13 protein-coding genes are annotated in these 16,138 nt (G+C 38.7%); 9 read left to right on the top strand and 4 right to left on the bottom strand.

The features are described from left to right. Positions 1-5 precede the first annotated feature (5 nt). Positions 6-539 (top strand): Cif family virulence factor, encoded by a 534-nt coding sequence (locus E4661_RS05145; RefSeq protein WP_136465753.1) that lies wholly within the window; start codon positions 6-8, stop codon positions 537-539. Here the strand turns inward: E4661_RS05145 and glmM are convergent, their stop codons facing one another. Continuing rightward, positions 540-1,928, bottom strand: coding sequence for a phosphoglucosamine mutase (gene glmM / locus E4661_RS05140; protein WP_136465752.1), 1,389 nt, complete (start codon positions 1,926-1,928; stop codon positions 540-542). Between the two features lie 91 nt (positions 1,929-2,019). Here glmM and E4661_RS05135 point away from each other — a divergent pair, with 91 nt between their 5' ends. Genes E4661_RS05135 through E4661_RS05125 form a run of 3 tightly spaced genes read left to right on the top strand, consistent with a single transcriptional unit; the run spans position 2,020 to position 5,209 of the window. Next, positions 2,020-2,613: an acyl carrier protein phosphodiesterase gene (locus E4661_RS05135; RefSeq protein WP_136465751.1), complete on the top strand. Its 594-nt coding sequence runs from the start codon at positions 2,020-2,022 to the stop codon at positions 2,611-2,613. After that, positions 2,601-4,283, top strand: a complete 1,683-nt coding sequence (gene ggt / locus E4661_RS05130) for a gamma-glutamyltransferase (RefSeq protein ID WP_136465750.1) — start codon at positions 2,601-2,603, stop codon at positions 4,281-4,283. The genes E4661_RS05135 and ggt overlap by 13 nt, the downstream gene beginning before the upstream one ends. A gap of 11 nt (positions 4,284-4,294) precedes the next feature. After that, positions 4,295-5,209: an ATP-grasp domain-containing protein gene (locus E4661_RS05125; RefSeq protein ID WP_136465749.1), complete on the top strand. Its 915-nt coding sequence runs from the start codon at positions 4,295-4,297 to the stop codon at positions 5,207-5,209. 26 nt (positions 5,210-5,235) lie between these two features. Here E4661_RS05125 and E4661_RS05120 read toward each other — a convergent pair whose 3' ends face one another. Beyond that, entirely contained in the window at positions 5,236-6,129 is an 894-nt protein-coding gene (locus E4661_RS05120; RefSeq protein ID WP_136465748.1) for a LysR substrate-binding domain-containing protein, read from the bottom strand. A 79-nt stretch (positions 6,130-6,208) separates the two neighbouring features. On the opposite strand from E4661_RS05120, the gene E4661_RS05115 reads away from it, so the two are divergent. Then, positions 6,209-7,132 (top strand): DUF1338 domain-containing protein, encoded by a 924-nt coding sequence (locus E4661_RS05115; RefSeq protein WP_136465747.1) that lies wholly within the window; start codon positions 6,209-6,211, stop codon positions 7,130-7,132. On the opposite strand, the gene E4661_RS05110 is transcribed toward E4661_RS05115, so the two are convergent. Continuing rightward, positions 7,116-7,883 (bottom strand): XRE family transcriptional regulator, encoded by a 768-nt coding sequence (locus tag E4661_RS05110; protein ID WP_136465746.1) that lies wholly within the window; start codon positions 7,881-7,883, stop codon positions 7,116-7,118. The two genes, E4661_RS05115 and E4661_RS05110, sit on opposite strands and share 17 nt — an antisense overlap. A gap of 174 nt (positions 7,884-8,057) precedes the next feature. On the opposite strand from E4661_RS05110, the gene E4661_RS05105 reads away from it, so the two are divergent. Further along, entirely contained in the window at positions 8,058-8,834 is a 777-nt protein-coding gene (locus E4661_RS05105; protein WP_136465745.1) for a TIGR03915 family putative DNA repair protein, read from the top strand. Positions 8,835-8,844: 10 nt separating this feature from the next. Here E4661_RS05105 and E4661_RS05100 read toward each other — a convergent pair whose 3' ends face one another. Next, positions 8,845-9,369, bottom strand: a complete 525-nt coding sequence (locus E4661_RS05100; protein WP_136465744.1) for a hypothetical protein — start codon at positions 9,367-9,369, stop codon at positions 8,845-8,847. 213 nt (positions 9,370-9,582) lie between these two features. Between E4661_RS05100 and uvrA the strand changes: the two genes are divergently transcribed. From uvrA to E4661_RS05085, 3 genes are read left to right on the top strand one after another with little or no spacing between them, the layout of a single operon-like run. After that, positions 9,583-12,444, top strand: coding sequence for an excinuclease ABC subunit UvrA (uvrA, locus tag E4661_RS05095; protein ID WP_136465743.1), 2,862 nt, complete (start codon positions 9,583-9,585; stop codon positions 12,442-12,444). A 13-nt stretch (positions 12,445-12,457) separates the two neighbouring features. Beyond that, positions 12,458-13,144: an LOG family protein gene (locus tag E4661_RS05090; RefSeq protein WP_136465742.1), complete on the top strand. Its 687-nt coding sequence runs from the start codon at positions 12,458-12,460 to the stop codon at positions 13,142-13,144. 14 nt (positions 13,145-13,158) lie between these two features. Beyond that, the gene (locus E4661_RS05085) at positions 13,159-15,996 is read left to right on the top strand and encodes a gluzincin family metallopeptidase (protein WP_313779246.1); all 2,838 of its coding nucleotides are present in this window, start codon (positions 13,159-13,161) and stop codon (positions 15,994-15,996) included. Positions 15,997-16,138 lie beyond the last annotated feature (142 nt).

Genomic DNA, 16,138 nt, shown 5'->3' with positions numbered 1-16,138 from the left:
AAAAAATGAAACAAGCCACTACCCTTTTACTACTTTTTATCTCTTTTATAGCATTTGCGCAGGAGAAAAAAGTCATTTCCAGCGAACTGATCAATGCCATTAAAAAAGATGTTTGGGTGCCTTTTATGCAATCATATGCAACATTGGATTCCGAAATGCTAAAGTCAATTCATTCATCAGACATTGTCAGAATCACAATAGATCAAAACGAAATTGAAACAGGAGAAGCCTATATTGACCATTTTGGAGGTTTTTTGGAAATAGTAAAAGAACGAGGTAGCCAAGTTGCCATAGCTTTCTCTATCTCATCCACCGCCACTAATGAAAATGAAACCGTGGCATACCAAACGGGGTATTATCGACTCAGCTCCAAACGAAAAGACGACAAAGAAATGCTCATCAGAGCTTATGGTGCTTTCCAAGTTGGACTGCGAAAGGAAAATGATACTTGGAAAATATGGCTGGATTCAGACAAAAATGCCGATATATCCCATGATTATTTTAATCAACAACAAATCATTTACGAACTGGCAGGATAACTAGAGTCCTGCCACTTCTTTGATTTCACCTATAATCTTATCAGCAAGATTATCAGCTTCTTGTTGTGACTTAGCTTCAGTATATATGCGGATAATGGGTTCCGTATTTGATTTCCGTAAATGAACCCAATTCTCTGCAAAATCAATCTTAACCCCATCGATGGTAGATACCTGCTCGTTTTTGTATTTTCCGTGCATCGCTTCTAAAAGAGCATCTACGTCTAAATCCGGTGTTAGCTGAATCTTCTTTTTGCTCATAAAATAGCTAGGGTAACTTGCTCTTAATTCCGCAACAGTACCACCCTTTTCAGACAACAGCATCAAAAACAAAGCGGTACCAACAAGTGCGTCTCTTCCGTAGTGGCTTTCAGGATAAATAATTCCACCATTGCCTTCACCTCCAATTATAGCATTGTTGGTTTTCATTTTGGTCACCACATTTACCTCTCCCACAGCGGCCGCTTCATACGAACCTCCGTGTTTTTCGGTCACATCCCGCAAGGCTCTAGTGGAGGAAAGATTGGAAACCGTATTCCCCTTTGTCTTGCTCAAAACATAATCAGCGCATGCAACCAAGGTATATTCCTCCCCAAACATTTCACCATCATTACTTATAAAAGCCAAGCGATCTACATCGGGATCCACAACAATACCAAAATCTGCCTTTTCCTTAACAACTAAATCACAGATATCTCCCAAATGTTCCTTAAGTGGTTCTGGGTTATGCGGAAAATGACCGGTAGGGTCACAATATAATTTGATGACCTCCACACCAAGTTCCTCCAACAATTTTGGAATAGCGACTCCTCCTGTTGAGTTAACTCCATCCACAACCACCTTGAAGCCTCCTTTTTTGATGACTTCTTTATCAACCAATGACAGATTCAGCACTTCTTCGATATGGGTATCTATGTATGTGTCATTTTTAGTGATCGAACCCAAATCATCAACTTGCGCAAAATCAAAATCTTCTTTTTCGGCCAATTCTAAAATCAAGGCGCCTTGTTTAGCATCTAAAAACTCTCCACGCTCATTTAATAGTTTCAGCGCGTTCCATTGCTTGGGGTTATGGCTTGCCGTTAGAATTATTCCTCCGTCAGCCTTTTCCAACGGAACGGCGATTTCAACGGTAGGCGTGGTAGAAAGGCCAAGGTCAAGAACATCAATCCCTAGACCAACCAAGGTAGAAACTACCAAGTTTTGGATCATTTCACCAGATAAGCGAGCATCCCTACCAATAACGACCGTTAATTTGTCTTTTCCAGAGTACCCCTTAAGCCAAGTCCCGTATGCAGCGGCAAATTTCACCGCATCTATTGGAGTTAAATTATCGTTTGTAGTTCCGCCAATGGTTCCACGTATTCCAGAAATTGATTTGATCAGTGTCATAGTTGTTGAAAAGTTTTTGCAAATATAAAAGGGTATTCCTTTTTCAAAGTTTCGAATTTGTAAATTTCACAAAGAAAACAAAACTGTACTATTGAACTTTCTTGCACATATCTATTTGTCCTTTGATGACAAAGAAATTACTTTGGGCAACTTTTTTGCCGATCATATCCGTGGCAACAAGTTCAAGCACTTTCCTGAAAAAATCCAAAAAGGCATTTTGTTGCATCGTGAAATTGACACTTTTACGGATTCCCATCCCATTGCGAAACAAAGCAGTAAAAGATTGCACAAAAATTACAGTCATTATAGTCGGGTAATCGTGGACATATTCTATGACCATTTTTTAGCCAAAAACTGGAGTAACTACTCGAAAGTTCCATTGAGGGATTATGTTGAAAACTTCTATGACCTTTTGGAAGACAACTACGACATCCTTCCGCTTGGCACGCAACGCATGATGCCGTACATGATTGCCGATAATTGGTTGTTGAATTATGCCAACCTACCCGGTATCTCAAGAGTGCTCAATGGAATGAATCGTAGGACTCAAAACAGATCCAAGATGAATTTTGCCATTCTGGATTTGGAACAAAATTACGATGCCTTTGAAAATGAATTCACTGATTTTTTTGAAGAATTAGTTACCTTTTCGGGCCAAAAATTAAAATCTTTATGCGAAGAATAATTTTTCTCACCCCTTTAATTCTCTTTCTACATTGTAAAAAACAACCCGCGGCGCCTACAGGCTTGGTCACCGAGAAAGCTATGGTAGTTTCTGCAAGGGAAGAAGCATCACGAATAGGATCACAAATCATGCAGAACGGTGGCAATGCCTTTGACGCAATGGTGGCCACCGAGCTGGCTTTGGCCGTAGCCTATCCGTTTGCTGGTAATTTAGGCGGTGGTGGTTTTATGGTCTACCGTAAAGAAAATGGAGATATTGGAGGAATAGACTATCGCGAAAAAGCTCCGCTGTCCGCCCATAAAGACATGTATCTGGATTCCTTAGGCAATGTAATCCCCGATATGAGTACAGTTGGTGCAACAGCCGTGGGAGTTCCAGGAACGGTTGCTGGCGTTATGGAGGTTCACAAAAAAATGGGCTCTTTACCCATTTCAGAAATCATGAAACCCGTTATAGCCCTTGCTAAAAAGGGAGTAATAGTAACCGAGAAGCAAGCAAAGCGGTTAGAAAGTTATCACGAACGAATCGTTCAGGTCAATGGTGACAGCACTAAGTTTGCACATCACTTTCAAGCAGGCGATACCATCAAATACCCAAAACTGGCCAACACTCTTCAAAAAATTCTTGATGAAGGGAAAAATGGTTTTTACAAAGGTGAAGTTGCAGAAAAATTAGCCGCATTCATTCAAGAAAAGGGCGGTTTTGTAACAGTTGAGGATTTAGAGAAGTATGAAGCCAAATGGAGGCAGCCCATAGTTTTCAAATATAAGGACCTTCGCATTATTTCCATGAGCCCGCCCAGCAGTGGCGGGGTTACCATCAATCAGATTTTTAAAATGATAGAATCGCATGACATTGCAAAATATGGTCATAATTCGGTTAAAGCCATCCAGTTATTTACAGAAGCCGCAAGAAGGGCTTATGCAGATAGAAATTACTTTTTGGGCGATCCTGATTTTGTAGATATTCCTTTAGATGTACTTCTTAGTGGTTCCTATCTCACTCAAAGAATGGAAACATTCTCTTTTGAAAAACCTACCCCGTCCTCGGAAGTATCCCACGGCACAGTTGAAATCATTGAAAGTGACGAAACCACACACTATTCCATAGTTGACACCCACGGAAATGCTGTGTCTGCTACTACTACGTTAAACGGGGGCTACGGTTCAAAGCTGTATTGCGATGAACTCGGTTTCTTTCTTAACAATGAGATGGATGATTTTAGCGCAAAACCCGGGGTTCCAAATATGTTTGGATTGATCGGGGCAGAAGCCAATAACATTGCTCCGGAAAAGCGAATGTTGAGCAGTATGACTCCTACGATTGTTGAGAAAGATGGTAAGTTGTATATGGTTGTGGGTACTCCGGGAGGGTCCACCATCATTACAGCGGTTGCACAGACCATACTCAATGTTTACGAATTTGACCTAAGCATGCAAGATGCTGTAAATGCACCTAGATTTCATCATCAATGGCTTCCAGACCTTATTTCTTTTGAGGAAGAAGGATTTTCACAGGAAACAAAATCCCAATTGAAAAATATTGGATATGAAATCCATGAAGGCAGAAATCGAATTATTGGTAAAGTAGATGCCATTCGGGTCTTACCAGACGGAAAACTAGAAGGAGGAGCTGATAAACGTGGAGATGATACTGCAGTTGGATTTTAAAGCTTCAAACGATGTATGATGTTGTAATACTCACAGATCACCGATACATAAATCCTAGGAACACCAATCAGTATATCCAAAATGTTCTTGAAGAAGATAGATTGGTGTTGGAAGCTTTGAAAAAAGAAGGCTTATCTGTAATACGCAAAGCATGGGATGATGTTGAATTTGATTGGAGTTCCACCAAATACGCTCTTTTTAGAACAACTTGGGATTGTTTTGAGCGTTTTGATGAATTTTTGGACTGGTTCAAACAAACGGGCAACATGACCGAATTTATCAATTCATATCGCCTGATTTTATGGAATATTGACAAGCATTACCTTCGAGATTTGGAAAACAATGGGGTAAATATTCCAAAAACCTTTTATGCTGAACCTAAATCTTCTCTTAGCCTAAAGGAAACCATCGAAAAAGCAAGACAAAAGTTAAAGTTCAATTCCGATGACTTGGTCTTGAAGCCCTGTGTCGCAGGAGGTGCTAGGCACACCTATAAGTTTCATACCTCGGAGTGGAAAAAATATGATGCTATCTTCCAAGAACTTACTGCCAATGAAACCATGATGCTTCAAGAGTTCCAAAAAAATATTGTAGATAAAGGCGAGATCTCCATGATATTGTTCAACGGCACTTTTTCACATTCTGTATTAAAGGTTGCCAAATCGGGAGATTTTAGGGTTCAAGATGATTTTGGTGGAAGCGTCCATGAGCATAAGGCCTCAAAGGAAGAAATTGACTTTGCAAAACATGTTGTTGCCGCAAGTCCGGAAATGCCTTTGTACGCGCGAGTCGACATTTTTAGGGACAATAATGGGCATTTGGTTTTGGCCGAACTTGAAATCTTTGAACCAGAACTCTGGTTCAGACTACATCATAAAGCGGCTTCAATATTGGCTAAAAGCATCAAGCAAAATTACTTTAGCTAATCTCTTCGTTATAAATCCTCAACAATTCAATTTACCAATATTTCAAGGAAAATTTTTAAGGCTTCGTTGTCCGTATTCCTATTCCAAACCGCAAAGAGCTCCGTTTTAAAAGGCTCATCGGTTAGTTCTATAAATTTTACTTTGCATTTTGTAGCTAAGGTCAATGATTTAGGTACAATGGATATTCCCAAACCACTTTCCACCAACTTAAAAATGGTTGGTCCATGAATCGATTGATGTGTAATCTTGGGCATAAATCCATTACTCGAGCAAAGACCAATGATTTGTTGATAGTACATTTGACTCTGCTGATTAGGAAACAGAATAAAGGATTCTTTCGAAAACTGTTTCAGGCTTTCAAATCCCTTCTTCAAAACTGGGTGATTTTCCGGTAAAACCAAACATAGATTCTCTTTTGAAACTGATCTAAAATCCATGGTTTCGGACACCTGATTTGAACGCATCAACCCAATATCGAGTTGGTGGTTTTCCAATAGTTCCAATTGGGTTTGGTTGCTCCCCTCTTGTAGCACAAATTTGACCTTGGGATAAGATTTACCCAACTGTTTGATCTTATCTGGTAAAAAGTCTTGCATTGCAGAACCCACAAAACCAATTTTAATTATTCCTTGGTAGCCCTCCATAGCATGACTCCAACATTCCATAGAACTTTCCATCTGTCCCAAGATTGTTTTTGCCTCCTTTTTGAATAATTTACCAGCATAGCTTAATTCTACCTTTCGATTGTGTCTCTTAAAAAGCGGCTGTTTAACAATGACCTCAAGACGCTGTATTTGCTGACTAAGTGCGGATTGCGAAATCAATAATCTTTCAGCAGCCTTACCGTAATGAAGGGTTTCGGTCAAAACCAAAAAGTATTGCAGATGTCGTATTTCCAATTGATTATTTAAATTAATCATTTTATATAAAATAATAATTAAAAACGATTAAATGTATGGTTAATTTTGTAATTCAATTTGAATTTTAAAAAACAAAGCCATGAAATTCACCAACAATACTCCATTAGAAATCGTTTTGAAGGCAATTTTTGATCCTTATAAAGCTAGTGTTGCGGATGTAGAAGTGATAAGTCAAGCCATGATGGAAAAAGAAATGATTAGCAGTGAGGAAGACATTGTAAATGATCATATAGCTTTTCGGACATTAGGAGTGCCCAATTTGGGAATTGCCTCGCTGGAAAAGATATTCTTGGCTCTTGGTTATCAAAAAAAGGAAGCCTACTACTTCGCCGAAAAAAAATTGGATGCCTATTGGTATGCTCCTCCCGGCCCTAAGTATCCCAGAATTTTTATCAGTGAACTTAGGGTGCACGAACTTTCTTTAAAATCCCAGGGTATAATCAAAAGGTACACAAGTGAAATAACAGAAGATCCCGTTGACCGTTTGAATCTTGATAATCCGAAAGAAGTTGGTGAGTTCTTTTATCGACCATTATGGCAGGTGCCAACCTTGGATGAGTTTTTGGAGTTGTCCAAAGAAAGCGAATATGCTGCATGGGTGATTTATAATCGATATTATCTAAACCATTATACTATTAGTGTTCATGAACTTCCTGAGCCTTACAACAGACTTGAAACATTTAATACATTCCTCGAAGAAACCGGAATTGTTTTAAACACCGCTGGTGGGAAGCTCAAAAAAAGTAAAGATGGTCTTTTAAAACAAAGTAGTTCTGTAGCCAAAATGGTAAATGCCACATTTGCCAATGGTGAACAAATGAAAATTGCGGGAAGCTATGTTGAATTTGCAGAACGTCTCCCTCTTCCTGAATTTGAAGACATGGAAAAAAATCTCTTAAGGCGGGAACACCTTCGTGAAGGTTTTGAAGCGGGCAATGCAGACAAAATTTTTGAAAGCACGTATAATGACCAAGTCCAAAAACTGGCTAAGACTCATTCTTGACCTGCCCCACCTGTCTTTTTAGTTCTTCCATGGATTGCTGAAGCTGTCTTAACAATCCTGTCTCGGTTGTGGCATCCACGTTGAATGTAAGCTTGCTGCTCACTTCCCATATTTCCTGAATCTGAAAGGGTTTTATTTCATACGGGGGATAGGTTTCATTCAAGGAAACCAAGGTTACATTGTTTGAATTCGGTCGCTTCTCAATTTTTTTGACCATGACCGAATCTTGTAGAACCACCACATACATTTTGTTCAAACTTACGTGGTCAATATGTTCAACGGCCTTTGCCAAAACCCATTCCCCTGGCCTAAGATTAGGTAACATACTATCTCCTTCTACCTGAAAACCTCGGTATGTTGCATTACGAAATTCAGGAATGGGCAAATCGAACGCTGGCAATTGCCTGTACCAACTTGTATCTTGTATATTCTGGGGGTATCCTGCCGCAGCCTTGGCATTTACCAGCACCATATTATCTTGGTCAGCACTATCAACAGTGACAACTTTTGGGATAACACTTGTCTGCGAGGTTTCTAAATGTTTTTGGTCACTTTCACCAAAAAGCCAAAGTGGGTTGATTTTGAACTGCCTCAACAATTCAGCCACTACCCTACCCGATAACTTGGTTCTCCCACGTTCAATGTCAGCAGTTGTATTGGAAACGCCTAGTAATTTGGCAAACTCCGCTTGAGTGTATCCGAGTTCCCTTCTTATTTCGGTAAATCGTTTTAGGGTTAGTTCATTTTCCATAATTGTATTTATAAGCTGTTTAAACGTGCTGAATTTGATTTTTAATTCAGTAGGTAAACGGGACTTTACGTTATCAAATATAGATAAAATGGATTATTTCCAAAAAATATTTTGGATTATTTCCATAATTAGGATTATTTCCATAATTTTGGATTATTTACAAAACAATGGGTTATGAAAAATTCAACCACCTTAATTTACGACGGCACTTTCAACGGATTCTTAACTGCAATCTATGTGGCTTTCGATGAAAAAGTAAATGTAAGTGACATCCAAAGAAATAGCGAACATCAAAATGAACTCTTTTCCGAGGTCAAGACTATTTTTACCAATGTTGAAAAAGCAAAACGGGTCTGGAATGGAATACGAAACAAGAACCACATTGCCATTACCAACATTTATTTTGCCTATTTAAGTGAGGTTGAAGGTATTGAACTTGCCCTGTATTCCTATATCCAAAAGCTATTGGAAGCTAAAACCGGAAAATCTTTGAATTATTCAGATGGAATTGTTCAAAGGATAAATCAACTTTCCGCATCTGTTAGGAAAGAAAAACAACATATTGAAAAACGACTTGGTTTTCAGCTCACAAAAGACAATGTTTTTTTTGCAGGCATTGAGCCAGGTTTTGATATACTGCCCTTGATTTCAAAATATTTCAGAACCGCTAGACCCAATCAGGAATGGTTGATTTATGACATGAAACGAAACTACGGTATCTTTTATAACCAAAATCATGTTGAACTTGTATCCCTGAGCTTAAAGAACATACAGTTTGAAAAAAATCATAAAAGTGATGCCTTTCTCAATCACGAATATGATTATCCAACCCTCTGGAATGAATTTGTTAAGACAGCTAAAATCAAATCATTGATTAATAAAAAATTGCATCAAAAACGTGTTCAAAAACGAAATACAAAGTATTTTATTTCCGAAAAAGAGGCCGTATAGCGGGAACGATTTATTTGCTTCGCTCCCCCACCAGCTGATCACTTTTGTTTTTAAAAAGAACATTGAACGAGGTCAAACTACCATATATTCGGGTGATATATTGCTGCAAATCAACCTTCTCTTGATCATCTAAGTTTTTACTGCTGTTTATCTTTTGCTCCATTACCCTGATACGGTCACGAACCATGACAATTTTATGAAAGAAAGTATCAATGGGCATTTCTTTGGCTGCCAATCCACCCGAAGGTTCCAAAATCAATTTTCCACCCTTCCATTTATCTGCTAGGGCAACCTTTTCGTGTGTATCGCTCCATTTTTCGAGAATTTTGACCAGAGAACGTTCCACATCAAAAAAACTCACTGTGTCCACTTCATCCTCAACGCTTTCTATGATTTCAAAATCCGAATCCAAATCAATCGTTTCCAATCCATTATCCAAAAAAGTCACCCAATAATGTTTGGACGACACATTGGTTACCACACCCTTTCCGTATTCAGAGTGATCAATTCGTGACCCTATTCCAAGTAATTTCATTATGCTCAATTTTATTTTTTCAATATCAAAATTTTCAATAAATCAGAATGCCACACTTCAACCATCCCTTGATAAATTCATGATGACATTGTTCCGTGTGACATTACCCTTCTGGGCAACCAAAAATAAGCTAACAATTAACAAAAACGAAACTGGAAGCAGCTTCTTTTTTAAGGCTCAAATCGCTATTTTTGAAGTTTTGCAATATTTTTCATGATTGATTACGAAGAACATATTGAGGTTAAGGGTGCAAGGGTCCACAATCTTAAAAATATTGATGTTACCATTCCAAGGGAAAAGCTTGTGGTAATCACTGGGCTTTCAGGTAGTGGAAAGTCTTCTTTGGCTTTTGATACCATCTACGCCGAAGGACAACGGCGTTATATTGAAACTTTTTCGGCCTATGCGCGTCAATTCCTAGGTGGTTTGGAACGACCAGATGTAGACAAAATTGACGGTCTTTCCCCCGTAATCGCTATAGAGCAAAAAACTACGTCAAAATCTCCACGTTCCACCGTAGGTACAATTACAGAGGTGTACGATTTTCTAAGATTGCTTTTCGCCCGTGCCGGCGATGCCTACAGCTATAATACGGGAGAGAAAATGGTTAGCTACAGCGATGAGCAGATCAAGAATTTGATTATTGAATCGTACCGGGAAAAAAAGATAAACATCTTGGCACCTGTTGTCAAATCCCGTAAAGGACATTATCGAGAACTTTTTGAGCAGATTGCAAAGCAAGGTTTTGTGAAAGTGCGTGTCGATGGTGAGATTTTGGATATTGTTCGGGGAATGAAGGTTGATCGTTATAAAACCCACGATATAGAAATTGTAATTGACCGGCTCAAAGTTGTGGAGAACGAGGATTTTCACAAAAGATTGAACGAAACCATCAATACTGCAATGTACAGTGGCGACAATGTGCTTATGGTTTTGGAGGAAGGTGAGGCCGAACCACGATATTTCAGTCGTGATTTAATGTGTCCTTCTACCGGCATTTCATATCCTACACCCGAGCCAAACACATTCTCTTTTAATTCCCCAAAAGGCATGTGCCCCGTTTGTAATGGTTTAGGACACGTTTATGAAGTAAATGAACATAAAATATTTCCTGATAAAAAGCTTTCGATAAAAGCGGGCGGTATCGCCCCTCTTGGGGAATACAAAAAATCTTGGGCCTTTAAACAGCTTGAAACCATAGCGCAACGTTATGATTTTGATCTTTCTGACCCTATCAACAAAATTCCACAAGAAGCTATTTCTGTTATCCTTAATGGTGGAAACGATAGCTTTGAGGTAGACTCCAAGACTCTTGGTGTAAAAAGGCAGTATAAAATTGATTATGAAGGTATTTCCAATTTTATCAAAAACCAGTTTGAAGAATCCAACTCAACTTCAATAAAGCGATGGGCCAAAGACTTTATGGACAAAACAGCGTGTCCAAGTTGTGAAGGAGCTCGCTTAAGGAAAGAATCCCTATATTTTAAAATAGGAGAAAAAAACATCGCCGAACTCGCCCATTTGGATGTCGCGGAATTGGCTGATTTTTTTGAAAAGTTAGAAAACAAGCTTGAAGGCAATCAAAAGAAAATAGCGGAAGAAATCATTAAGGAAATCAAGACCCGAATCCAATTTCTTTTGAATGTCGGCCTAGATTACCTATCACTTAATAGAAGTTCCAAATCACTTTCTGGAGGTGAGGCACAACGCATCCGTCTGGCCACCCAAATCGGCTCGCAGCTGGTAGGTGTACTATACATTTTAGATGAACCTAGCATAGGTTTACACCAAAGGGACAACGAACGTTTGATCAATTCGTTAGAATCCCTCCGTGACATTGGCAACTCGGTAATTGTAGTTGAACATGATAGGGACATGATAGAACACGCTGACCATGTTATTGACATTGGCCCTAAGGCTGGTAGACATGGCGGAAGAATTATATCCGAAGGAACACCTAAAGATCTCAAAAACTACAATACGCTTACTGCCCAGTATATTACTGGCACTCTCGATATTCCAGTTCCAACCAATCGCAGAAAAGGAACGGGAAAAAAGATAGTGCTTTCCGGTTGCACGGGAAACAATCTAAAGAATGTCAGCGCTGAATTTCCGTTGGGTAAACTAATCGGTGTTACCGGTGTCTCAGGAAGTGGAAAGTCCACATTGATCAATGAAACCCTCTACCCTATCATGAACGCCCATTATTTTAATGGTGTCAAAAAACCCATGCCGTACAAAAAAATAACAGGTTTGGAGCATATTGACAAAGTCATTGACATTAATCAATCACCTATTGGACGAACACCAAGGTCTAATCCTGCTACATATACTGGGGTTTTCAGCGAAATTAGGGCTTTGTTTTCGAAAACCACCGAAGCTACCATTAGAGGCTATAAACCTGGCAGGTTTAGCTTCAATGTTGCGGGAGGAAGATGCGAGACTTGTCAGGGAGGAGGATTGAAAGTTATAGAAATGAATTTTTTGCCAGATGTTTATGTGGAATGTGAAACTTGCAATGGCAAACGTTTTAATAGAGAAACCTTAGAAATCAGATATAAGGGCAAGTCCATAGCCGATGTCCTTGAAATGACCATAAATGAAGCCGTTGAATTTTTCGAAAATATTCCTAAAATCCACAGAAAACTTAAAACCATCAAAGATGTGGGTCTGGGTTATATTTCTTTAGGCCAGCAATCTACCACTCTTTCAGGTGGCGAGGCGCAGCGGGTAAAATTGGCCACGGAACTTTCGAAAAGGGACACTGGAAATACATTTTATATATTGGATGAGCCCACTACAGGGCTTCATTTTGAGGATATTAGAGTGTTGATGGAAGTTTTGAACCAATTGGTAGACAAAGGAAATACCATTTTGGTCATTGAACATAATATGGATGTTGTAAAAATGATGGACCATATTATAGATATCGGTTATGAAGGTGGCAGAGGTGGTGGAATGATTGTTGCCAAGGGCACACCTGAAGAAGTGGCAAAAGACAATAAAAGCTATACAGCTAAGTTTTTGAAAAAAGAGCTGGAACAAACAAAACAGAAAATTGCTCCAGCAGTATGATAAATGCAGTAACATGAGAAAAGAACAACATCATAAAGGGTGGAACGAGATAAAAACCAATGATTCATGGGCCATATTCAAAATTATGGGGGAATTTGTCAATGGGTTTGAGAAAATGAGCGCCATTGGCCCCTGTGTTTCTATTTTTGGGTCAGCACGTACCAAACCTGGGGAGCCCTATTACGAACTTTCGGTCAAAGTGGCCGAAAGCGTGGCCGAAGCAGGATATGGAATCATCACGGGAGGAGGCCCTGGAATCATGGAAGCTGGTAATAAAGGGGCAAATTTGGCCGGAGGGACGTCGGTAGGACTAAATATAGACCTCCCTTTTGAACAACATGACAATCCATATATTGATCCTGATAAAAGCTTGGATTTTGATTATTTCTTTGTCCGAAAAGTAATGTTTGTGAAATATTCGCAAGGATTCGTTGTAATGCCCGGTGGGTTTGGCACTCTTGATGAACTGTTTGAAGCCATTACCTTGATCCAAACCAATAAGATTCATAAATTCCCAATCGTTTTAGTGGGAACCGAGTTCTGGGGAGGGCTTTTTGAATGGATAAAAAGTACGATGCTAGAAGCAGGTAATATAAGTCCTACAGATTTGGATCTTATCAAAATCGTTGATACTGAGGACGAAGTAGTTCAAATTATAGATGCCTTTTACAAAGGACGGAATCTTAGTCCTAACTTTTAAGCAACAATTTTCCTTTGGACAAAGGCTCACCCTCACATATCATCATAGCTGTTTTTTGCTACTTGTACTGCCTTTCTTCCGTAGGGCAGCATCAAAATGAGATAACTGCTACACTTGACGGTATTAGCAAGGAAATTCATATTACCCAAAAATTCACCTACGTAAATAGTTCAAATAGTGGCCTTTCCGTAATATATTTCAACGATTGGACCCACGCTTATGCCAACAAGAACACAGCTATGGCCAAGCGTTTCGGTGAAGAATTCAAACGTAGTCTCCATCTTGCAAAAGACAAAGAAAGAGGGTTCACAAACATTATGAGCGTTGTGGACGAAGAGTACACTGGATTGCAATGGAAATATGAAGGCAACAAAGATATTGTTCGTGTAAAACTCAACAAAACTTTAAAGCCTAAAGAGTCGGTAAAACTCTTTTTGACCTATACTGTAAAATTGCCCCACGAAAAATTTACCGCATACGGTTATAACCCTAGAGGCGGATATTATCTACAAAATTGGTATTTGACCCCAGCAATTTATAATCAAGGTTGGAAGCTGTATAATAATATGAATCTTGATGACTTGTATACGGATATAGCTGACACAACCATAGATTTTAAGTATCCGAAAGGTCTTTTTCTAGCTACAAATTTTGATGAACGAGGAAGTACCTCTTTTCCAGGGGGACAGTATGCGAAACTTCAAGGTGTTGGACGCAAAAATTGTGAGATCATTTTAAGTCCTAGTGATCTTTTTACAAAGCATGTTACTGAATCAATGACCGTCGTCACTGATTTAGATTCCAACAAGTATGATAATAACTCTCAAGGTATTTCTATTAATAGGGTCGCCAATTTTCTAAATGAAAACCTTGGAAGTTTTCCATATGCCAACTTATTGGTGAGTGAAATCGACTATTCAAAATCCCCGCTATATGGTGTAAATCAACTTCCTTCATTTATAAGACCTTACGAAGCCCAGTTTCAATTTGAAATGAAGTTTCTAAAAACAGCTCTACATAGCTTTTTAAGTGAAACCCTGCTCTTAGATCCAAGAAAAGAACGCTGGGTAAGCGATGCCATAGCCAATTACCTTATGATAAAATTTGTGGAAGAGTACTACCCACAACAAAAGTTGGTTGGTAAGCTTTCTAGAATATGGGGATTCAGAGGGTTTCATTTGGCCCAAATGGACTTCAACGAACAGTATGCTTTAATGAGCATGTTTTCTGCCCGAAAAAATACCGATCAAGCGCTCACCACTCCTAATGATTCACTTATCTGGTTCAACCAAAAAATAGCAAATGGTTATAAAGCTGGTTTGGGAATGGCCTATTTATCAGAATATTTGGGTCAAAAGAAAATTGATAGCAGTATTACATCCTTTTATAAAGAACATAACCTAGATCCAAATGTGAAGGCAGCCGATTTCAGAAAGGCGATAGAACGATTTTCGGACAAGGATATTGATTGGTTTTTTGAAGAATATGTTTCTACCCGAAAAAAAATCGATTACAAAATCAAAAATGTTAAAAAAACCGAAGATTCCATAACCTTTACACTTAAAAACAAGAGGAAAACAAAAGTTCCTATTTCAGTTTTTGGACTAAAAAAGGATTCAGTGGTTTCCAAAGATTGGTTTACGGGTATAGATACCTCAAAGGTTTTTACCATTCCTAGAAATGGAGCTGACCGTCTTGTGCTCAACTATGATCAAAAAATTCCAGAGTTCAATCAGCGAGACAACTGGAAAACGCTCAACGGTTTCTTTTCAAGTAATAAAAAGTTGAAGTTCCAATTTTTCAAGGACACGGAAGATCCCTATTACAATCAAGTTTTTTATGTGCCCATTGCCAACTTCAATGTATATGACGGGATTACTCCGGGGCTTAGAATATACAATAAAACCTTTTTGGAAAGACCATTCCAATATGATCTTGCCCCTACTTATTCTTTCTTGGAAAAAACCCTGGTTGGAAAGGCCAGTCTAAGGTATCGGAAATACCATGGTAAAAGTGGATTATATGTTTCCAACTATTCATTTTCTGGGTCCACTTCCCATTTTCAGGTCAACTCGCGTTTTACCACCCTTACCCCTGCCGTAAGTTTTGGCTGGCGACCAGATAATCTACTGTCCAACCGAAGACAATCACTACTTTTCCGTTACAGAAACGTTTTTAGAAACATTGATGATGCCATAGCGGACCAAATTGATACCGATCCTGACTACAGTGTTTTCAATGTCAGGTTTAGAGATGTAGACAATAATATCCTCAATTATTCGTCATGGCTTTTGGATGCCCAACACTCCAGTCAATTCACCAAACTCGCATTTGAATTGGAGTACAGAAAACTGTTTCAAAGCAATAGACAGGTAAATGTGCGTTTTTATGCTGGTAAATTTTTGAGAAACAAAACGGATTCTGACTTTTTCAGTTTTGCTCTTGACCGCCCAACAGATTATCTGTTCGATTTAAACTATTTAGGACGGTCTGAGAATTCAGGAATTTACAGTCAACAAATCATTATTGCTGAAGGGGGATTCAAGTCTAAACTGAAAAACCCCTTTGCCAACGATTGGATAGCCACAACAAACGTAAGTACCAATATTTGGAAATGGATTGAAGCATATGGAGATATGGGCTACATAAAAAACAAAGGGGAAAATGCCCGATTTGTGTACGACTCCGGTATTCGCTTAAACTTAGTCACTGATTATTTCGAGCTTTACTTTCCGGTATATTCCAATCTGGGATGGGAAATTGCGGATAAAGATTATGGAGAACGTATCAGGTTTGTAGTGACCATTAGTCCTAAAACGCTAATAGGGCTATTTACACGAAAATGGTTTTAATTATCATATTCACAAAAAATACTTCGATAAAAACACAATGATTGAAAAATTTATTTTGAATCATTCATTTTATTGATATATTATCACATTATTAACACTCTACGTTATTGCCAATACGGATGTGTTTTAGTATTTTTGCAAA

It is taken from the genome of Flagellimonas onchidii (genome assembly GCF_004804315.1).
GTDB lineage: Bacteria > Bacteroidota > Bacteroidia > Flavobacteriales > Flavobacteriaceae > Flagellimonas > Flagellimonas onchidii.
This window is presented reverse-complemented; position numbering and strand designations above follow the sequence as displayed.

Bases quoted from the DNA above. Each gene is read 5' to 3' on its own strand.
- E4661_RS05090 (WP_136465742.1), top strand. From the start codon at position 12,458: ATGAGAAAAGAACAACATCATAAAGGGTGGAACGAGATAAAAACCAAT.
- E4661_RS05110 (WP_136465746.1), bottom strand. From the start codon at position 7,883: ATGGAAAATGAACTAACCCTAAAACGATTTACCGAAATAAGAAGGGAA.
- E4661_RS05125 (WP_136465749.1), top strand. From the start codon at position 4,295: ATGTATGATGTTGTAATACTCACAGATCACCGATACATAAATCCTAGG.
- E4661_RS05145 (WP_136465753.1), top strand. From the start codon at position 6: ATGAAACAAGCCACTACCCTTTTACTACTTTTTATCTCTTTTATAGCA.
- E4661_RS05105 (WP_136465745.1), top strand. From the start codon at position 8,058: ATGAAAAATTCAACCACCTTAATTTACGACGGCACTTTCAACGGATTC.
- glmM (WP_136465752.1), bottom strand. From the start codon at position 1,928: ATGACACTGATCAAATCAATTTCTGGAATACGTGGAACCATTGGCGGA.
- E4661_RS05100 (WP_136465744.1), bottom strand. From the start codon at position 9,369: ATGAAATTACTTGGAATAGGGTCACGAATTGATCACTCTGAATACGGA.
- E4661_RS05115 (WP_136465747.1), top strand. From the start codon at position 6,209: ATGAAATTCACCAACAATACTCCATTAGAAATCGTTTTGAAGGCAATT.
- ggt (WP_136465750.1), top strand. From the start codon at position 2,601: ATGCGAAGAATAATTTTTCTCACCCCTTTAATTCTCTTTCTACATTGT.
- uvrA (WP_136465743.1), top strand. From the start codon at position 9,583: ATGATTGATTACGAAGAACATATTGAGGTTAAGGGTGCAAGGGTCCAC.
- E4661_RS05120 (WP_136465748.1), bottom strand. From the start codon at position 6,129: ATGATTAATTTAAATAATCAATTGGAAATACGACATCTGCAATACTTT.